Here is a 17,686-nt window from a genome sequence, read left to right as displayed (position 1 = left end):
GCGCTAGAAGCGACCGCGCGAGACTTCCGAAGCCGCCAGCAGGAACGCCCCCGCGCCGTAGAGCTGGGTGTCGCCCGCCTCGACGTGGTCGGGCGCGTAGCCGACCTGCTGCACCCAGCCCACCTTGCCGTCCGGCTGCACGGCCTGGGCCAGGGCGCCCCACCCCCGGCGCGCGGCGGCTTCGTAGTTTGGGTCTTTCAGCAGTCCGTTGTTCACGCCCCAGGCCAGGCCATAGACGAAGAAGCCGGTCCCGCTGCTTTCCGGCGGGCCCTGCTCCGGCGCCAGCAGCGACACCGGCCAGTAGCCGTCGGGCTTCTGCAGCGTCGCCAGCCTGGCGGACATCCGCTTGAACAGCGCCACGTAGCGCGGGCGCGACGGGTGGTTGGCCGGCAAGGTCTTCAGGATGTTGACGACGCCCGCATAGGCCCAGCCGTTGCCGCGGGCCCAGAAGATCTTGCGGCCCTGATCGTCCTTGCGGTCGAAGTAGCGGCTGTCGCGGAAATAGAGGCCTTCCTGCTTGTCCAGCAGCCAGTCGGTGGCGGCCCAGAACTCCCTGTCGCCATGGGCGGCGTAGCGCGGGTCCTGGGTGGCGGCCGACAGGGCGGTCCAGGTCGGCGGGGCCATGAACAGGGCGTCGCTCCAGCACCAGCGGGCCTGGCAGGGCTGATCCTCCGTGCCGTCGACGAAGGTCAGGTCCGCCTTGGGCGGATCGGCCAGGATGGCGTCGAAGCGGGCCCTCACCGGCGCGATCTGAGCGGGCTCGTGGTCGCGGCCGTAAACCCAGATCCAGGACTGGGCGATGACGTGGTCGTCGGCGTGCAGCGGGCGCTGGCCCAGACCCCAGCCTTCTTGGGCGCCGTGCGTCCGTAGGGCCTGAGCGTAGCCCTGGTCGCCTGTTCGCTCGGCGAAGGCGGTCAGGCCGGCATAGAAGGCGCCCTGGATCCAGCCCCGCGGGTTCTGGGTCTTGGCGTGCTGGGTCTTCACATAATCGAACCGGCCGTCCATGTGGCGCAGCTGCCAGTCGGCGACGGCGCGGCCCAGGGTCAGGGCGGCGGCGGAGAGATCGGCGGAAGCCTTGGCCGGTGTGGCGGGTTGGGACGTCCGCGCGGCGGCGGAGAAGGGGGCGGGAACGGCGCTCAAGGCCAGGCAGATCACAGCCGTCGCGAACCGCACGCGCATCGAAACCTCCCGTGGGGCGCGCCTCTGCCGGACGTCGCGTCGCGTCGCCTGGCGGCTCCGCTGAAAGTTGTCTTACCTGATCCGATCGCTCTTGGGCAAATCGCGCCCGCGGAATGGAATTTTGGTCATGCCAGTTAACTTGTCTGGTAGCCCAATTTCAGTGTAGCCGGTTTGGCGCCGGTTTCCTGGATGGCGCCAGCGCGGGCTCGCGGCCTCGACGCGGCGGGCGACACGAGGAGGAGGGAAGACCCGATGATCCGCTCGACGATCCGAACCCTGGCCCTTTGCGCCGTCGCCGTCGGCGCGTTCTCGACCGCCGCGCCGGCCCTGGCCGCCCCTCAAGGTAAAACGGGTCCGGTCTGCAAGGCCGAGGACGGCTATGCCGCCGACTTCGACGGTCGCCGCACCTTCCGCTGGAAGCCGCAATGGCTGAAGGCCGCCAAGACCCATCTCGCCGCCCCGTCCGTGGCGCCGGCCTACAAGGCCCTGCTGGCCCGCGCCGACAAGGCGCTGGACGGTCCATCCTACGCCGTCACCGAGAAGACCCGCGTCCCGCCCAGCGGCGACAAGCACGACTACATCTCGATGGGCCCGTACTGGTGGCCGGATCCGGCCCAACCGACCGGCGAGCCCTATATCCGCAAGGACGGCGAGGTGAATCCAGAAAGGAACACCAACGCCTTCGACGCCGTGCGCATGGACAGCATGGCCAGCGCTGTCGAGGCCCTGTCCCTGGCCTACTATTTCACCGACGACGCCAGGTACGCGACCAAGGCCGCCCAGCTGCTGCGCGTGTGGTTTCTGGATCCGGCCACGCGCATGAAACCGTCCATGAGCTACGCCCAGGGCGTGCCCGGCCGCACCCTGGGCCGCGCCGAGGGCGTGCTCGACACCTTCCGCCTGCTGCGCGTGGTCGAGTCGATCGGCCTCCTGGCCCCCTCCAAGGCGCTCGCGCCGGCGGAGCAGAAGGGACTGGAGGCTTGGTTCGGCGACTACGTCGCCTGGCTGGGAACAGGGCCGGCCGCCAAGGAAGAACGCGCCGCCCAGAACAACCACGGCATCTGGTACGACTACCAGCTGGCGACCTTCTCGCTGTTCGCCCGCCGGCCGGACCTGGCCAGGACGGTGATCGCCGAGGCGGGCAAGACCCGCATCGATCCGCAGATCGACCCCGACGGCAAGATGCCCAAGGAACTCGCCCGCACCCGAGGCCTGCACTACAGCTACTTCGCGCTTGAACCCTTGGTCGGCCTGGCCGAACTGGGCCCCTGCGTCGGCGTCGACCTGTGGGGCTACAAGGGGCCGAAGGGGCAGGGCATCCGCGCCGCTTTCGACTATCTGGCGCCCTATGTCGGCGACGAGGCGGCGTTTCCGTACAAGGAACTGAAGCCGCAGGACGCGACGGACGAAGCGCTGCCGCTCTACGACCTGGCGGCGGCGGCCTACGGCGACGCGAGCTTCGCGGCCAAGGCCGACTTCATCGCCAAGAAGGACCCGGCGGCGCAAAGCCGGCTGGTGATCGGGGCGTATCGAAAGTAGGTCGCTTTAGATCGCCGACCTTCTCGCCAGCTCCGTCCGCCGGGCGGCCACCTCGTTGCGCGCCCGTTCCAGCGCGTCGATCTCGGTCGCGGTCAGCAGGTTGTCGATCACCCGGCCCAGGTGCTCGCGCATGGCGTTGCGGGCGGCGGTGGGGTCACGTTGCTTCAGGGCCCGCAGGATCTCCTGGTGGTCGTCGATCAACGGGCGAACGCCGACCTGGCGGGCGCGCTCCAGCATGGCGCGGCACAGGGGCGACTTGTAGCGCAGGTCCCAGAGGTTCTCGACGACGGTGACGAAGGCGCTGTTGCGGCTGGCCTGGGCGATGGTGACGTGGAAACGGCGGTCGGCGCGCTCGCCGCCGCGCGGGTCGCTGTCATTCTCCACGACCATATCGTCCATGATCGTCGCCAGATCGGCCAGTTCCTCGTCGGTGATGGTGGCGGCGGCCAGGGCCGCGACCTCGCCCTCGATCAGGCGGCGGGCCTCGGTCAGCTCGAAAGCGCCGATGTCCAGTTCGGGCGCGGTGACCTCGGCGCGCGGAGCTTCGGTGACATAGACGCCCGAGCCGTGACGGGCCTCGACCAGACCGCGGATTTCCAGGGCGATCATCGCCTCGCGAACGGTCGGGCGGCTGACCTTGTAGTCTTCCGCCAGATCCCGCTCGGACGGCAGGCGCTGGCCAGGACGGTGCGTGCCGTCGCGAATCGAATCCGCGATCGAATTCGCCACCTGTTGGTAGAGCTTGCGGGTTTCGGCCGTCGAAGTGGTCATGTGTTTTCGCTGATCGAGCCGACGCGGCGTCGGCGCGAGCCTAGACTATTGTATGGCCGATGTTCGCGCTACGGGGCTTGAGCCGGTCGAGTGGCAAGGTCACTAGCTTCTTGTCGGATAAGTCGCTAAAAGTGGTCAGGCCACTTTACGGTCTCGCTTAGCTACTCCAGGTCCATGCTGAAGATCATCGACGCCAAGGTCATCGTCACCTGTCCCGGCCGCAACTTCGTGACGCTGAAGATCACGACCGAGGACGGAGTCACCGGGGTCGGCGACGCCACCCTGAACGGGCGCGAGCTGTCGGTGGTCAGCTTCCTGCAAGATCACATGGTCCCCAGCCTGATCGGCCGCGACGCCCATCAGATCGAGGACATCTGGCAGTTCTTCTATCGCGGCTCGTACTGGCGCGGCGGCCCGGTGGCCATGACCGCCCTGGCCGCTGTCGACATGGCGCTGTGGGACATCAAGGGCAAGGTCGCGGGCCTGCCGGTCTATCAACTGCTGGGCGGCGCCTGCCGCACGGGCGTCACCGTCTACGGCCACGCCAATGGCGAGACCATCGACGACACCATCGCCGAGGCGGTGAAGTACAAGGCCATGGGCTACAAGGCCATTCGCCTGCAGACGGGCGTGCCGGGCCTGCCCAGCACCTACGGCGTCTCCGGCGACAAGATGTTCTACGAGCCGGCCGACGGCAACCTGCCCACCGAGAACCTGTGGTCGACCGCCAAGTACCTGAACCACGTGCCGAAGCTGTTCGAGAAGGCGCGTGAGGTCCTGGGCTGGGACGTGCACCTGCTGCACGACGTCCACCATCGCCTGACCCCGATCGAGGCCGCCCGCCTGGGCAAGGACCTGGAGCCCTACCGGCTGTTCTGGCTGGAGGACTCGGTCCCGGCCGAGAACCAGGCCGGCTTCCGCCTGATCCGTCAGCACACCACCACGCCGCTGGCCGTCGGCGAGATCTTCGCCCACGTCTGGGACTGCAAGCAGCTGATCGAGGAGCAACTGATCGACTATCTGCGGGCCACCGTGCTGCACGCGGGCGGGATCAGCAATCTGAAGAAGATCGCCGCCTTCGCCGACCTGCACCATGTCAGGACCGGCTGCCACGGCGCTACCGATCTGTCGCCGATCACCATGGCGGCGGCCCTGCATTTCGACATGTCGATCCCCAACTTCGGCCTGCAGGAATACATGCGCCACACGCCGGAGACGGACGCCGTGTTCCCGCACGCCTACACCTTCGACGACGGCATGCTGCACCCGGGCGACAAGCCGGGCCTGGGCGTCGACATCGACGAGGAACTGGCCGGCAAGTACGAATACAAGCGCGCCTACCTGCCGGTGAACCGTCTTCAGGACGGGACCATGTTCAACTGGTAAGGCCACTGCGTTGCGCAAGCTTCTTCCGCTGACGGCGGCGGCTTTCGCGGTCGCCGCGCCTGCCTTCGCCGCCGACCAGAACCCGCGCGGGCCGTTGTATGCCGGCGCCGTCGCGCCGATGAACCAGACGGTGGAAAAGCGCCTGCTGCCGCAGACCGCCGTGCTGCTTGAGACGCTGCTGGCCGAGAAGCGGGACATGACCCTGGACGGGGTCAAGGTGTTCGAGGCCGACGACAAGTTCCTGCCCGGCAAGATCGCCATCGGGCTCGCCTACCTGATCGTCGACACTCCGCGCACCGATCCGAAGTTCCAGCGCTACCTGGCCGCCTACCGCCAGATCGCCGACCTGACCGTCGACGATCCCAACGACACCTGGGGCGTCTACTACTACTGCCAGGCGATCCACATGCTGAAGGACGCCGGCCTGCTGGATGAGGCGATCGCGCCGGCGACCCTGGAGAAGCTGAAGGCCAAGCTGGATTGGCGGCGCTTCGTGCGCGCCGACGACCTGACCTTGATCAACCTGCCCAACAACTACTACGGCGTCGCCTTCAGCGTGGCGCGGCTGCGCTATCGCCTGGGCTGGGAGGACGCCTCGGCCAGCGAAGCCCTGCTAGGCAAGACGCTGGATCACTATCGCAAGTATTCGGGTGAGTACGGCTTCGCCGACGAGACCGATGGCGAGGGGCGCTTCGACCGCTACAGCGTGCTTCTGATCGGCGAGATCAGCCACCGCCTGATCGAGGCCGGGATGCCCGCCACGCCCGAGGTGCGCCAATGGCTGCGCCGCTCGGTCGATCTGATGTTGCCGCGCCTGAACCTTCGCGGCGAGGGCTTCGAATACGGCCGCAGCATCGGGGCCTATGGCGAGACGGCCTTCCTGGAGGTGTTGACCGCCGCGGCCAAGCTGGACGTGCTGACGCCCGAAGAAAAGACCATGGCCTATGCGTTCTCGTCGCGCGTGGCGGCCCGCTACATGGATTTCTGGTTCGATCCCGGGACAGGCTCGGTCGACCTGTGGGAGCATGGCCGCCGGACGGACACGTATCGCGGCAAGCACCGGATCCTTGGCGAGAACCTGAGCCTGGGTCGGCAGTACATCTATACCAGCGCGATCTGGGACGCGCTGGGCTTCAAGGACAAGGCGCCCGACCCTGGCTTCAGCGCCTGGCTGGACAAGCTGCCCAAGCGGACGGTGACCTGGTTCGCGCGCGGCAAGAATGACCGGCTGGTCGTGACCCTGCGCGACAAGAGGCGCGTGATCGCCCTGCCGATCATCAATGGCGGCGAAAGCCAGCACATGAACACGCCGTACTATCCGATCCCGTTCTCGCCGGGCCTGCTGCAGGGCGTGGCCGACGGCGTGTTCCCGCAACTGCTGCCGCGCATCACCCTGGCGGATGGCGCGCAGCTGGCGCCGCTGGCCTATGCCGCCCACGTCAGGGTGGACGGGCGGGGCGCGCGGACGACCGTGACCTACGACCAGGACCAGCTGGACCGCCTGGGCCAGAAGGCCCCGGTCGCCGACGACCGTTTCAGTGTCAGGACGACTTACATCCTGGAGCCGGGCCTTATCCGCCGCACGGACGTGTTCACGCCCAAGTCCGGTGTCGCCGTGAGGGCCGTGGACCTGGCTTTCGCCAGCTTCTCGGGCAAGGCCGTGACCAGGGGCGGGACAACGACGTTCGGAGTCGGTGACGTCACCGGCTTCAAGGTCGAGGGCCTGGCCTGCTCGACCCGCGCCCTGGTCGACGAGAAGGCCTATCGCGGCCCGACCGGCGCGATGACGGCCTTGACCAGCTGCACCGGCGCCGCCGGTCTGAATGGGCCGATCAGGGTCAGCTGGACGATCCGCTACAGATAAGCTGATCTCCCCCGGCTTTCGTGGGTGGGGATCCGAAGCATTGTTTCTCGAGCCTCGATCGCAGATCAAGGGTCAATCATGACGTTGACCACGGATCGAGAGTACTTCCTATTCATCATGTATTTCGGTGGTTTATAGCAATCACGCGCGCGTGAATGTCGGGTTTACGACTAACATTTATTTTTCGACTTGGCTGTATTTGCTCGATATCCCCAAATCGGGGTGTTAAGCTCTGGCTATCATCGGCACGGCCTTCTCGAGCGCCGATGACTGAGAGACGAAGCCCCGGCTTCACTCCCGCTCGAAAGGCAGGAGTTCGCATCATGCCCACCTACCTTTTCTACCCGCGACGGGCCGACGGCGTGTCGCTGACCTTCATCGCCAACGCCGCCGAGGGCGATGTCGACGCCCTGGAACTGGCGGCCGAGGTCGCGGCGGCGCACGACTGCGTCGGCGTCTTCGTCTGGGAGTCTGCCGCCGACGGCAAGGACCGCTTCATCGGCGAGATCGAGCGACAGGGCGCCCGGGTTCCGCACCAGCCGAGGCCACAGCGCGGAGCTTCAGCGCCCGTCTAGGCGTTACCGGGGCGATCCCGAGCGCGTAGCGCGCTCGAACCCCAAGAAGATGGAGCCTTTCCGCGGAAAGGCTCCGGAGGTCGCTCGTGGACAAGCTGTTCGCCAAATTCGCCAACGTCACGGCCCGCGCCACGGGCAGTCCGCCCGCGTTCCTGATCTGCGTTGGCCTGGTGGTGCTGTGGGCCGTGACGGGGCCGATCTTCAAGTTCTCCGAGACCTGGCAGTTGGTGATCAACACCGGCACGACGATCATCACCTTCCTGATGGTGTTCCTGATCCAGAACACCCAGAACCGCGACGGCTTGGCCTTGCAGACCAAGCTGGACGAGCTGATCCGCGCCACCACCGAGGCCGAGGATGAATTCATCGGCATCGAGAAGCTGACCGACAAGGAACTCGAGGTCATACACGCCCACTGCAAGCAGCGGGCGGACAGGCATATGCAAGCCTTCCAGAAGGTGGCCGCCGAGAAGGACGCCCGTCTCAAGGTCCGGCCCAAGGGCAAGGCTTCCGCCAAGTCGACCAAGACGGCGCCGTCCGTATCGACCCGCGCCGCCAGCCGCGCCAAGGCCCTGACGGCCGGTCATCCGCCGTCCAGGAAGGCCGGATGATATCAGACCACGACAGGGTGGACGTCAGATCTTATCGGCGATAGCGGTACCATCCAATGGGCCGGCTTGAGCGCGCCCGACGGGGAGAGCCGCCTTGCCGAAATTGAAAGCCCTGCGCTGGTGGATCATCGGCCTGGTCATGCTGGGCGCGATCGTCAACTATCTGACCCGCTCGACCATGGGCATCGCCGCCCCGACCGTGATGAAGGACCTGGATATCTCCGTGAAGGAGTATTCCTGGATCACCGGCGCTTTCCAGCTGGGGATCATGTTGCAGCCGGTCTGCGGCTATGTGCTCGACACTCTAGGTCTGCGCACCGGCTTCGCCGTCTTCGCGGCGGCCTGGTCGCTGATCGCCATGGCCCACGGGCTGGTCCACAACTGGCAGGGTTTCGCCTTCCTTCGCGCCTTCTTGGGCCTGGCCGAGGGTTCGGCCCAGCCGGCCGGCATGAAGACGGTGGCGACCTGGTTTCCGGCCAAGGAGCGGGGCTTCGCCGGCGGGGTGTTCAACATCGGCGCCTCGATCGGTTCCGTGCTGGCGCCGCCGCTGGTGGTGTGGGCCGTGCTGGCCTGGAACTGGCGAGCGGCCTTCGTGCTGACCGGCGCCTTCGGCCTGGTCTGGGTGGTGCTGTGGCTCTTCTTCTACCGCTCGCCCGAGCGGCACCCGTCGATGACCGACGAGGAGCGCGCGTTGATCGCCGCGGGCCAGGAGGCGCACCTGACCGCCACTGGAGCCAAGCCGTCGATCGTCTCGATCCTCAAGCAGGGCCAGTTCTGGGGCATCGCCTTGCCGCGCTTCCTGGCCGACCCGACCTGGGGGACGCTGTCGTTCTGGGTGCCCCTCTATCTGTCGCAGACACGCGGCTTCGACCTAAAGCAGATCGCCCTGTTCGCCTGGATGCCGTTCGTGGCCGCCGACCTGGGCTGCCTGGCCGGGCCGGTGATCGCGCATTTCCTCCAGAAGCGCGGTGTTTCGCTAATCAACGCCCGTCGCATCGCCTTCACCCTGGGCGCGGTCCTGATGACCGGCATGGTGTTCGTCGGCAAGGTCGAGAGCGCCTACGCGGCCATCGCCTTGCTGTGCCTGGGCGGCTTCGCGCACCAGACCCTGTCGGTGACCGTCATCACCATGGCCTCGGACCTGTTCCGCCGCGATGAGGTCGCCACGGTGGCGGGCCTGGCCGGCATGATGGGCAATCTCGGCCTGCTGATCTTCTCGCTGCTGATCGGCGGGCTGGTGACGACGATCGGCTATGACCCGTTCTTCGTGGCCCTGGGCGTTCTGGACATCGCCGGGGCGGTCTTGCTGTGGACGCTGGTCAAGGACCGCGCCGCGCCAGACGGGGCTTCCAGGACGGTAAAGGCATGAGCGTGATCCAGAACCCTATCCTGCGCGGGTTCAATCCCGACCCGTCGATCGTGCGGGTGGGGCAGGACTATTATATCGCGACCTCGACCTTCGAATGGTTCCCCGGCGTCCAGATCCATCACTCGAAGGATCTGAAGAACTGGCGGCTGCTGACCCGTCCGCTAACCCGTCCGAGCCAGCTGGACATGCGCGGCGACCCCGATAGCTGCGGCGTCTGGGCCCCGTGCCTGACCCATGCCGACGGCAAGTTCTGGCTGATCTTCACCGACGTGAAGCGCTATGGCCGCACCACGGTCGGCGGGGCCTCGGGCGCGTCCTTGCGAGACTTTCATAACTACCTGGTCACGGCCGAGACGATCGACGGCCCGTGGTCGGACCCGATCTATCTGAACAGCTCGGGCTTCGACCCGTCGCTGTTCCATGACGACGACGGCCGCAAGTGGCTGGTCAATCAGCTGTGGGATCACCGGCCGGGCAAGAGCCGCTTCGCCGGCATCGTGCTGCAGGAATATTCGGTCGCCGAGCGGAAGCTGGTCGGCGAGCGGAAGGTGATCTTCGAGGGCACGCCGATCGGCCTGACCGAGGCGCCGCACCTCTACAAGCGCGATGGCTGGTACTATCTGGTCACCGCAGAGGGCGGCACCGGCTGGGGCCACACCATGACCATGGCAAGGTCGCGCGGCCTCGACGGCCCCTACGAACTGCACCCCGAGACCTACGTCCTGACATCCCGCGACCGGCCGCACGTGGCGCTGCAACGGGCCGGCCACGGCGACCTGGTCGAGACCGCCGACGGCGAGACCTACGCGGTCTATCTGGCCGGTCGTCCGCTCCCCAATCGTGGCCGCTGCCCCCTGGGGCGCGAGACGGCGATCCAGAAGCTGGTCTGGGGCGAGGACGGCTGGCCGCGCACCCTGGACGGTTCCGGCGACCCGACGCTGGAGACGCCCGCGCCGGACCTGCCCGAGCACCCCTGGCCCACGGCGCCGGTGCGCGCGGATTTCGACGGTCCGGACCTGCCGATCGACTTCCAATGGCTGCGCACACCGTATCCGGACGAGATCTTCAGCCTGGCCGCCAGGCCCGGCTTCTTGCGCCTCTACGGCCGCGAGAGCGTGGGCAGCGTCTTCCGCCAGGCCCTGGTCGCCCGACGCCAGCAGGCCCATTGCTACTCGGCCGCCACGGTGCTGGACTTCGAGCCCGAGCATTTCCAGCAGGCCGCGGGGCTGATCTGCTACTACAACGGCTCCAAGCTGCACTATCTGCACGTTGGCCACGACGACGCGATCGGCAAGCATCTGCGGGTGATGAGCTGCAGCCCCGATAGCCCGCAGTCCGACAGCTTCACCGCGCCCATCCCGCTGGCCGCCGGCCCCGTCGAGCTGCGGGTCGAGGTCGACTTCGAGCGCCTGCGCTTCGGCTTCCGGCAGGGCGATGGCGCCTGGACCTGGCTGCCGGAGGTGTTCGACGCCTCGATCCTGTCGGATGAAGCCACCGCGCCGGGCGCGCCGAACTTCACCGGCGCCTTCGTCGGCATGGCCTGCCAGGACACGTCCGGAACCGCTGCGCCGGCCGACTTCGACTGGTTCGACTATGAGGAACGGGCGTACCGGGCCGTGCTCGAAAATCCCTAAATCCCGACCCCCGGCGAAGGCCGGGGAGATCGGGTGTAGGGGAGATCAGAAATTGTGAGTTGAGTGAACCCTGTTCGCTCTTAAGGTCGCTCCCACGGGGCCGCACCAGACGGCCCAGGGAGACCGCCGTGAACGCCCCTGTTTCGATTTCACAGGCCGACGCCGCCCTCTATGCCGGCCTGACGGTCACGCCCGTCAGCACGGTGCTGGGGGCCGAGATTTCCGGTCTCGACCTCACAAAGCCGCTCACGCCCGAGATCGTCGCGGCGATCCGCGCGGCCCTGCTGCGCCACAAGGTGGTGTTCTTCCGCGACCAGGACATTTCCTACGAGGATCACGTCCGTTTCGGTCGCTATTTCGGCGAACTGGAAGGCCATCCGGTGACCGCCCACGTGCCGGGCTTCCCCGAGATCCTGCATATCGAGGCCGCCGACGGCATGAAGCTGCGCGAGGAGATCGTCCCGCTCGTCCGCGCGGCCAACAAGTGGCACACCGACGTCACCTTCCGCGAGGCGCCGTCGATGGGCGGGGTCCTGCGGATGCGGCGCATGCCGCCGCTGGGCGGCGACACCCTGTTCGCCGACACCGCCGCCATCTATGCCGACCTGCCGCGGGCTCTGAAGGACCAACTGGCGACCCTGACGGCCGAGCACGACATCATCCAGAGCTACGGCTATCGCGTCGACGAGGCCAAGCGCCAGGCGCTGCGCGCGGAGTATCCGCCGATGATCCACCCGGTGGTCCGCATCCATCCGGAGACCGGCGAGAAGCACCTGTTCGTCAACAAGGTCTTCACCACCCGGATCCTGGGCCTGCCCGAGGACGAGGCCAAGGCGCTGCTGGCCGACCTGCTGGACCGGGTGAAGGCGCCCGAATACCAAGTCCGCTTCCGCTGGACCCCGAACGCCATCGTCTTCTGGGACAACCGCGCGACGCAGCACTACGCGATCCTCGACTACTGGCCCCAGGAGCGGATCGTCGAGCGCGTGACGATCAAGGGCGACAAGTCGTTCTAGTCAGCCGATCAAAGCCCGGTTCAGGCAGTCGATCAGCGCCTCGCCGGTGAACGGCTTGGGCAGGAAGCAGGTCACGCCCGCCTTCTCGGCGCGGAGCCTCTGGGTCTCGTCGGCGAAGGCGGTGATCAGGATCACCGGGGTGTTCTCGCCAGCGGCGATCATGGCCTCCTTCATCTCGACGCCGGTCATGCCCGGCATCTGCAGGTCGCTGATCACGCAGTCGGCCAGACCGCGCGCGGCCGAGGCCATGAACGCCGTGGCGCTGTCGAACGCCTGGACGCGATGACCCAGGGATCGCAGCAGCCCCTCCAGCGAGACGCGGACCGAGTCGTCGTCATCGACGACACAGATGAGGGGGGAGGGGGACAAGCGGGCTTCCTCGAACGCGCGACGGCGGGGCGCGTCATGATCAGTGCCCGATAACCGCGGTCGCGGAAATTATACGGAGGTTTGTGTGGCCTTGCGTAAGGATCGTTCAAGACGGCCCGTCACGAGGGGTCTTCGGGCCGCAGCTTGAGCGTCTCGGCCATGCGGACCAGGTCAGCCAGGCTCCGGGCCTCCATTTTGCGCATCAGGTTGCCGCGATGGATCTTCACGGTGATCTCGGACAGGCCCAGTTGGTGGGCGGCCTGCTTGTTCATCAGCCCGCTCGCGACCAGGGCCATGACCTGCTTCTCGCGCCCGCTGAGGGTTTCGTAGAGGGCGCGCAGGTCGTCGAGGCCGCCCTGCTGGGCGCGGGAGGCCGCATCGCGTTCCAGGGCCGCGGCGACGGCGTCCAGCATGTCCTGGTCGCGGAAGGGCTTGGTCAGGAAGTCCACGGCCCCGGCCTTCATGCCGCGCACGCTCATCGGGATGTCGCCATGACCGGTCATCAGCACGATCGGCATGCGGATGTCGGCGGCGGCCAGCTTCTCTTGGAAGTCCAGGCCCGAAAGGCCCGGCAGGCGCACGTCCAGCACCAGGCAGCCGGCGTCGTGGGCGTGGCCTGACTGCAGGAACTCCTGGGCGTTGCCGAACGCCTTGGTCTCCAGCCCCACGGACCGGAACAGGCTGCCCAGCGCTTCACGCAGGGCGCCGTCGTCATCGACGATATGGACTGTTTGGGAGGCCATCGTGTTCGTTAGCTGGACCAGCCGCGCCGCCTCGTCAATAAAGGCGTTTGGAGATGGGGCCGCATGATCGACAGTTCGTCCGCGATGTTCGCCCTGGCTGCGTCCGAAGACGTAGAGCGTCGCCGCCAGGAACTGGCCGAGATGCTGGACGCGGCGCACGACGCCATCTTCGTCAGCGATCTTGAGGGCCGGATCACCTTCTGGAATCGCGGGGCGTCGGCGCTGTACGGCCATGCGCGCGAGGACGCCGTGGGTCGTGATCCCGACGTCCTGCTGGCGACGCGCTATCCGGCCGAGATCGCGGCGATCAAGGCCCAGCTGATCGAGACCGGTCACTGGGAGGGCGAGCTGACGCGGACCACGGCCGCCGGCGAGACCGTGGTCGTCGACGGTCGCTGGACTCTGCGTCGAGACGCGGATGGCGCGCCCGCGGAAGTTCTGGAGACCGGCCGCGACGTCACCGCCGCCCGCGAGGCGGCGCGGGCCCTGAAATACAGCGAATATCGCTATAGCAACGTCTTTCGGGCCATGGCCGTGTCGTTCTGGGAGCTGGACTTCAACGGCCTGAGCCAGATGCTGGCCGAACTGCAAGGGCAAGGCGTGACCGATGTCCGCGCCCACGTCGCCGCCCATCCGGAGGTCGTCCGCCGGATGATCGAGGTCTCGAATGTGGTCGACGTCAACGACAAGTCCGTCGCCCTGTTCGGCGCACCCCGCGAAGAGCTTCTGGGTTCGGTGTCGCGGTTCTGGCCCCGGTCCAGCGAAGGCGTGTTCGCCGAGAGCGTCTTCGCGGCGCTGGAGCGGCGGCATAGCTACGAGGCCGAGGCGCGGTTCTACAAGGCCGACGGGACCGAGTTCGACGCCCTGTTCACCACCTGCTACCCCCGCGACGGGGTCAAGCGAGGCACGGTGCTGATCGGCATTGTCGACATCAGCGATCGGCTGGCGGCGCAGGACGCCTTGCGCAAGGCCGAGGCGGATCTCGCCCACGCCGCCCGCGTCTCTACCCTGGGCGAACTGACCGCCTCGATCGCCCACGAGGTCAACCAGCCCCTGGCCGCCATCGTCACCAACGGCGAGGCCGGACTGCGCTGGATCAACCGCGCCGAGCCCGACCTGGAAGAGGCCCGCGCGGCGATGGGGCGGATGATCGTCGAGGGCCAACGGGCCTCGGACATCATCAGCCGCATCCGCGCTCTGGCCTCGAACAAGGATCCGCAGCGCGCGCCGGTGGCGCTGAACGCGGCGATCGAGGACGCCGCCCTGCTGCTGAAGCGTGAACTGGCGGCGCATGATGTCCGACTGATCATGGCCTTGTCGCCGGACGTCGGCGAGGTCCGGGGCGACCGGGTGCAGTTGCAGCAGGTGGTCATCAATCTGGCCATGAACGGCATCCAGGCGATGGCGGGACGCGACGGTGTGCGCGATCTGACTCTCTGCACCCGGCGCGCGGACGATCGTGTGGTGCTGGAGGTGGCCGACACGGGTCCGGGCGTGGCGGCGCAGGACGCGCAAGTCCTGTTCAAGGCCTTCCATTCGACCAAGGCGACGGGGATGGGCATGGGCCTGTCGATCAGCAAGTCGATCGTCGAGGCGCATGGCGGCGGCATCGCCATGGAGACCGCGCCGGGCGGCGGGGCCCTGTTCCAGGTGGTCCTGCCGACGGCCTAGAAGCGTCGAGATCGCTTAGATGATCGCCACCCCAAAGGCCCGGCGTGATCGTCACGGGCGCGAGCCGGCGCGGGACCAAGAACTGGCCTAGCGCGGGACCCATAAATGAAGCCGGCTGGTCTCGCGCGAGGCGTGGCCAGCCGGCTTTAAAAGGTGTCGGACGCGGTGGGGTGCGCCGAGTCCGAAGACTCTCGTCGAGTCCCGAGCGAATGGCAACGGTCTAGCTTGCCGAATGTGTGCGACAAACGCGCGCAGTCGATTGCATAGGGGGTCAGGCGTTTGCGTGGGCTCGGCGCCAGGCCAGGGGCGTCGCGCCGGCCAGTTTCCGGAAGGTCCGCGAGAAGTGGGCCTGATCGGCGAAGCCGCACAGATAGGCGATCTGGCTGAGCGGTTCGGCGCTCTTCAGCATCATGGCCTTGGCCGTCTCGACCCGCCGGCGCATGACGTGACCGTGCGGGGTGTCGCCGAAGGTCCGCTTGAAAGCGCGGCTGAAGTGACCGGCGCTCAGCGTGACCAGCTGGGCCAGGTGCGAGACCGGGATCGTGTCGCCGAGGTGGGCGTCGATATGGGCGCTGACCCGCTTGGCCTGCCAGGGGGCGAGACCGCCCAGGCTGATCTCGCGAGGTCGGCCTTGCGTCTCGGTCGCCTCGGCGATCATCGCATTGGCTCGGGCCAGCAGGGCGCGGGTGGCGTCCAGGTCGCCGCCGATCGAGCGTTCGGCGCGGGCCAGGATGTCCTTTAGGTTCGGCGCGAACGCGCGAACCTCGTCGTCCAGGATCTGGCCGGCGACGACGCCGTCGAAGGGATTTGAGGCGGTGTCGAAGCTGCGGGCGGCGGGTTGATAGGACATGGCGTCGATCTCCGTTGCGCCCCGGGGGGAGAGGGGCTCCGTGTTTCGACGATCAGTGTTCTTCATCCCCGCTTTGGGGACCATTCAACGAAGGCTTGGCCGGGACCTGCGTTGGTCTGTCGCACTTATACCTGAGTATGGCCGTCCGCCCGTCTGGCTCTACCTCTCTGCTTCCTTCTGCCTGTAGAAGTCCCGCAGCACGAAGAACGCCGGCTTGCGCCGCCCGGTCGGCGAGACCAGGCCCTTGCGGTTCCAGCCCTGCTGATAGATCGGATGCTGGCGCCTGGGGCTGCGGAAGTCCTTGAGGATCCAGGGCGACATGCCGGCCAGGGTCGGGACCTTGGCGGCCATGGCCAGGGTCTTCTCGTAGTACCTCTTCTGGAAGTCCTCGGAGAACTTGCGCATCAGCGCAGGATCGCTGAAGCCTGACAGGGCGTCGGCGCCGAATTCGGAGAACACCATCGGCTTGTCGGTGGCCTTCCAGGTCATGGCGGGCAGGCTGTCGAGCGTGTCGTCGCTGTACCAGCCATTGTAGGTGTTGGCGGCCAGCACATCGAGCTTGTCGGCCAGCGGGTCGTTCAGGCCCATCTCGACTTGTTTGCCATTTGGGCCGTCGTTGGTCTTGCGCGCCGTCAGCAGGGCGGCGGTGACCAGGCGGCTGTCGTCCAGCGTTCGAACGTCGTCGACCAGTTGGTAGAGGAAGGCGTTGCGCGGGTCTGTGATCGGCGTCTCGTTGGCCACGCTCCACATGATGATCGAGGCGCGGTTGCGGTCGCGGCGGATGTTGTCGGCCAGCATCCCTCTGGCCAGGGCCAGGGTGCGCGGATTGCCGAAGTCGACCAGCCAGTAGACGGGGATCTCGCTCCACACCAGCAGGCCCATCTCGTCGGCGACGCGGGTGGTGATCTCGCTGTGCGGATAGTGGGCCAGGCGCACGAAGTTGCCATGCAGGCCCTCCTTCACCTCCGAGAGCAGGGCGCGGGCGCCGGCCTCGGTGATGGTCCGGGCCGGGTTGTCGCCGAACTCCTCCTCGTGGACCGAGATACCGCGCAGGAAGATCGGCTTGCCGTTGAGCAGGATCTGGCCGCCCTTGGTTTCGATGGTGCGCAGGCCGACCCGGTCGGTCAGCCGGTCCTCGCCGGCCTGGACGACGACGTCGTACAGCTTGGGCTTCTCGGGCGACCAGCGGACCAAGTTTTTGGGCGCGGCGGACGAGGCGTTGAGGACGCCGCCGGCGTCGGTCTTGCCGGAAATATCCAGGCCCAGCTCCGGGACGCGGACATGCACCTCCTGGTTGGCGGCTTGCGCGCCGTCCAGCTTCACGGTGGCGGCGATCCTGCCGTCCCTGGTCAGGCGCACCCAGGCTTCGTCGACGAAGGCGCCAGGGGTGATCACCAGGCGCATCGGCCGGGTGATCCCGCCGTAGTTCTCCCAGTCGGTGACCGGTGGCGGCACGCCGTCGGCCTGGGGCGTGGAATCGACGCCGACCGTCAGCTGGTTGTTGCTGGCGCGCAGGGTCTCGGTGACCTCCAGCGAGAACGGCGTGAAGCCGCCTTCGTGCTCGCCGACGCTCTTGCCGTTGAGGAACACCTTGGCGGTGTAATTGACCGCCTCGAAGCGCAGGAAGGCGCGCTGGCCGGGTTTCAGGACCGGGGCGTCGAAGCGCCGCTCGTACCACATCAGGCCCTGGTAGTAGCGCAGGCTCGGATCGTGCCCGACCCAACCCTGGGGCAGGGTGGCCGTTGGCGAGCGGTCCATGTCGTATTCGTAGAGGGCGTTGGGCCTGGCCTTGGTCACGGCGTCGACATCGACGTCGTCATAGCGGCGATGGCCCTCGCCGGGCGCGCCGCGGTGGAAGCCGGCCAGGCCGTCGCGATAGGGATCGACCGAGTAATGCCAGGTCCCCGAGAGATCCTGGCCGTCGCGGTTGTCGGCCCGGGTCAGAGTGGGGGACGAGGCCGATGCGCCCAGCGGGGCCAGCACGGCCAGGGCGCACGCCGCGCCGATCATGGCCTTCAATCCCGTTCCCATCGCGCGTCCTCCAGCAGCCGTTCGGCTTTGTCGCAGAGGTTGAAGCATGCCCCGTGGCCAGGGCGCAAGGAAAGGTGG

The 17,686-nt window shown here is 67.4% G+C and carries 15 protein-coding genes; 9 read left to right on the top strand and 6 right to left on the bottom strand.

Annotated elements, in window-relative coordinates; genetic code table 11:
* Positions 1-3: 3 nt before the first annotated feature.
* Entirely contained in the window at positions 4-1,179 is a 1,176-nt protein-coding gene (locus AC07R7_RS03060; protein ID WP_494634097.1) for a glycoside hydrolase family 88/105 protein, read from the bottom strand.
* Between the two features lie 252 nt (positions 1,180-1,431).
* On the opposite strand from AC07R7_RS03060, the gene AC07R7_RS03055 reads away from it, so the two are divergent.
* Positions 1,432-2,718 carry an alginate lyase family protein gene (locus tag AC07R7_RS03055; protein ID WP_494634096.1) on the top strand — a complete coding sequence of 429 codons (1,287 nt, stop codon included), beginning with the start codon at positions 1,432-1,434 and terminating at the stop codon, positions 2,716-2,718.
* A 6-nt stretch (positions 2,719-2,724) separates the two neighbouring features.
* On the opposite strand, the gene AC07R7_RS03050 is transcribed toward AC07R7_RS03055, so the two are convergent.
* Positions 2,725-3,489, bottom strand: a complete 765-nt coding sequence (locus AC07R7_RS03050; RefSeq protein ID WP_492882964.1) for a FadR/GntR family transcriptional regulator — start codon at positions 3,487-3,489, stop codon at positions 2,725-2,727.
* Between the two features lie 174 nt (positions 3,490-3,663).
* On the opposite strand from AC07R7_RS03050, the gene manD reads away from it, so the two are divergent.
* The 7 genes from manD to AC07R7_RS03015 all read left to right on the top strand — a co-directional run bounded on the left by manD (position 3,664) and on the right by AC07R7_RS03015 (position 11,944).
* Positions 3,664-4,875 carry a D-mannonate dehydratase ManD gene (gene manD, locus AC07R7_RS03045; RefSeq protein WP_494634095.1) on the top strand — a complete coding sequence of 404 codons (1,212 nt, stop codon included), beginning with the start codon at positions 3,664-3,666 and terminating at the stop codon, positions 4,873-4,875.
* 10 nt (positions 4,876-4,885) lie between these two features.
* Positions 4,886-6,739, top strand: coding sequence for a hypothetical protein (locus AC07R7_RS03040; RefSeq protein WP_494634094.1), 1,854 nt, complete (start codon positions 4,886-4,888; stop codon positions 6,737-6,739).
* Positions 6,740-7,062: 323 nt separating this feature from the next.
* On the top strand, positions 7,063-7,314 hold the full coding sequence (locus tag AC07R7_RS03035; protein ID WP_494634093.1) for a hypothetical protein: 252 nt from the start codon (positions 7,063-7,065) through the stop codon (positions 7,312-7,314).
* Positions 7,315-7,400: 86 nt separating this feature from the next.
* Positions 7,401-7,925: a low affinity iron permease family protein gene (locus AC07R7_RS03030; RefSeq protein WP_494634092.1), complete on the top strand. Its 525-nt coding sequence runs from the start codon at positions 7,401-7,403 to the stop codon at positions 7,923-7,925.
* A gap of 139 nt (positions 7,926-8,064) precedes the next feature.
* Positions 8,065-9,294 carry an MFS transporter gene (locus tag AC07R7_RS03025; protein ID WP_492884362.1) on the top strand — a complete coding sequence of 410 codons (1,230 nt, stop codon included), beginning with the start codon at positions 8,065-8,067 and terminating at the stop codon, positions 9,292-9,294.
* A complete protein-coding gene (locus AC07R7_RS03020) occupies positions 9,291-10,928 on the top strand; it encodes a glycoside hydrolase family 43 protein (RefSeq protein WP_494634091.1) in 1,638 nt (545 codons plus the stop codon). The genes AC07R7_RS03025 and AC07R7_RS03020 overlap by 4 nt, the downstream gene beginning before the upstream one ends.
* A gap of 128 nt (positions 10,929-11,056) precedes the next feature.
* A complete protein-coding gene (locus tag AC07R7_RS03015) occupies positions 11,057-11,944 on the top strand; it encodes a TauD/TfdA dioxygenase family protein (protein WP_494634090.1) in 888 nt (295 codons plus the stop codon).
* Here AC07R7_RS03015 and AC07R7_RS03010 read toward each other — a convergent pair whose 3' ends face one another.
* Together AC07R7_RS03010 and AC07R7_RS03005 are read right to left on the bottom strand one after the other, a co-directional pair.
* Positions 11,945-12,313: a response regulator gene (locus AC07R7_RS03010; protein WP_492882976.1), complete on the bottom strand. Its 369-nt coding sequence runs from the start codon at positions 12,311-12,313 to the stop codon at positions 11,945-11,947.
* A gap of 119 nt (positions 12,314-12,432) precedes the next feature.
* Complete coding sequence (locus tag AC07R7_RS03005) at positions 12,433-13,056, bottom strand: response regulator transcription factor (protein ID WP_492835436.1); 624 nt, start codon at positions 13,054-13,056, stop codon at positions 12,433-12,435.
* A 63-nt stretch (positions 13,057-13,119) separates the two neighbouring features.
* Here AC07R7_RS03005 and AC07R7_RS03000 point away from each other — a divergent pair, with 63 nt between their 5' ends.
* The gene (locus tag AC07R7_RS03000; protein ID WP_494634089.1) at positions 13,120-14,727 is read left to right on the top strand and encodes a sensor histidine kinase; all 1,608 of its coding nucleotides are present in this window, start codon (positions 13,120-13,122) and stop codon (positions 14,725-14,727) included.
* A gap of 271 nt (positions 14,728-14,998) precedes the next feature.
* Here the strand turns inward: AC07R7_RS03000 and AC07R7_RS02995 are convergent, their stop codons facing one another.
* A complete protein-coding gene (locus tag AC07R7_RS02995; RefSeq protein ID WP_492882980.1) occupies positions 14,999-15,577 on the bottom strand; it encodes a helix-turn-helix domain-containing protein in 579 nt (192 codons plus the stop codon).
* Between the two features lie 159 nt (positions 15,578-15,736).
* Positions 15,737-17,608 (bottom strand): glycoside hydrolase family 2 protein, encoded by a 1,872-nt coding sequence (locus AC07R7_RS02990; RefSeq protein ID WP_494634088.1) that lies wholly within the window; start codon positions 17,606-17,608, stop codon positions 15,737-15,739.
* Between the last annotated feature and the right edge of the window lie 78 nt (positions 17,609-17,686).

This window comes from Caulobacter sp. GW821-FHT05F04, from assembly GCF_059419665.1.
Note: the sequence above shows the minus strand (reverse complement) of the source record. Positions and strands in the feature narration are given on the sequence as shown.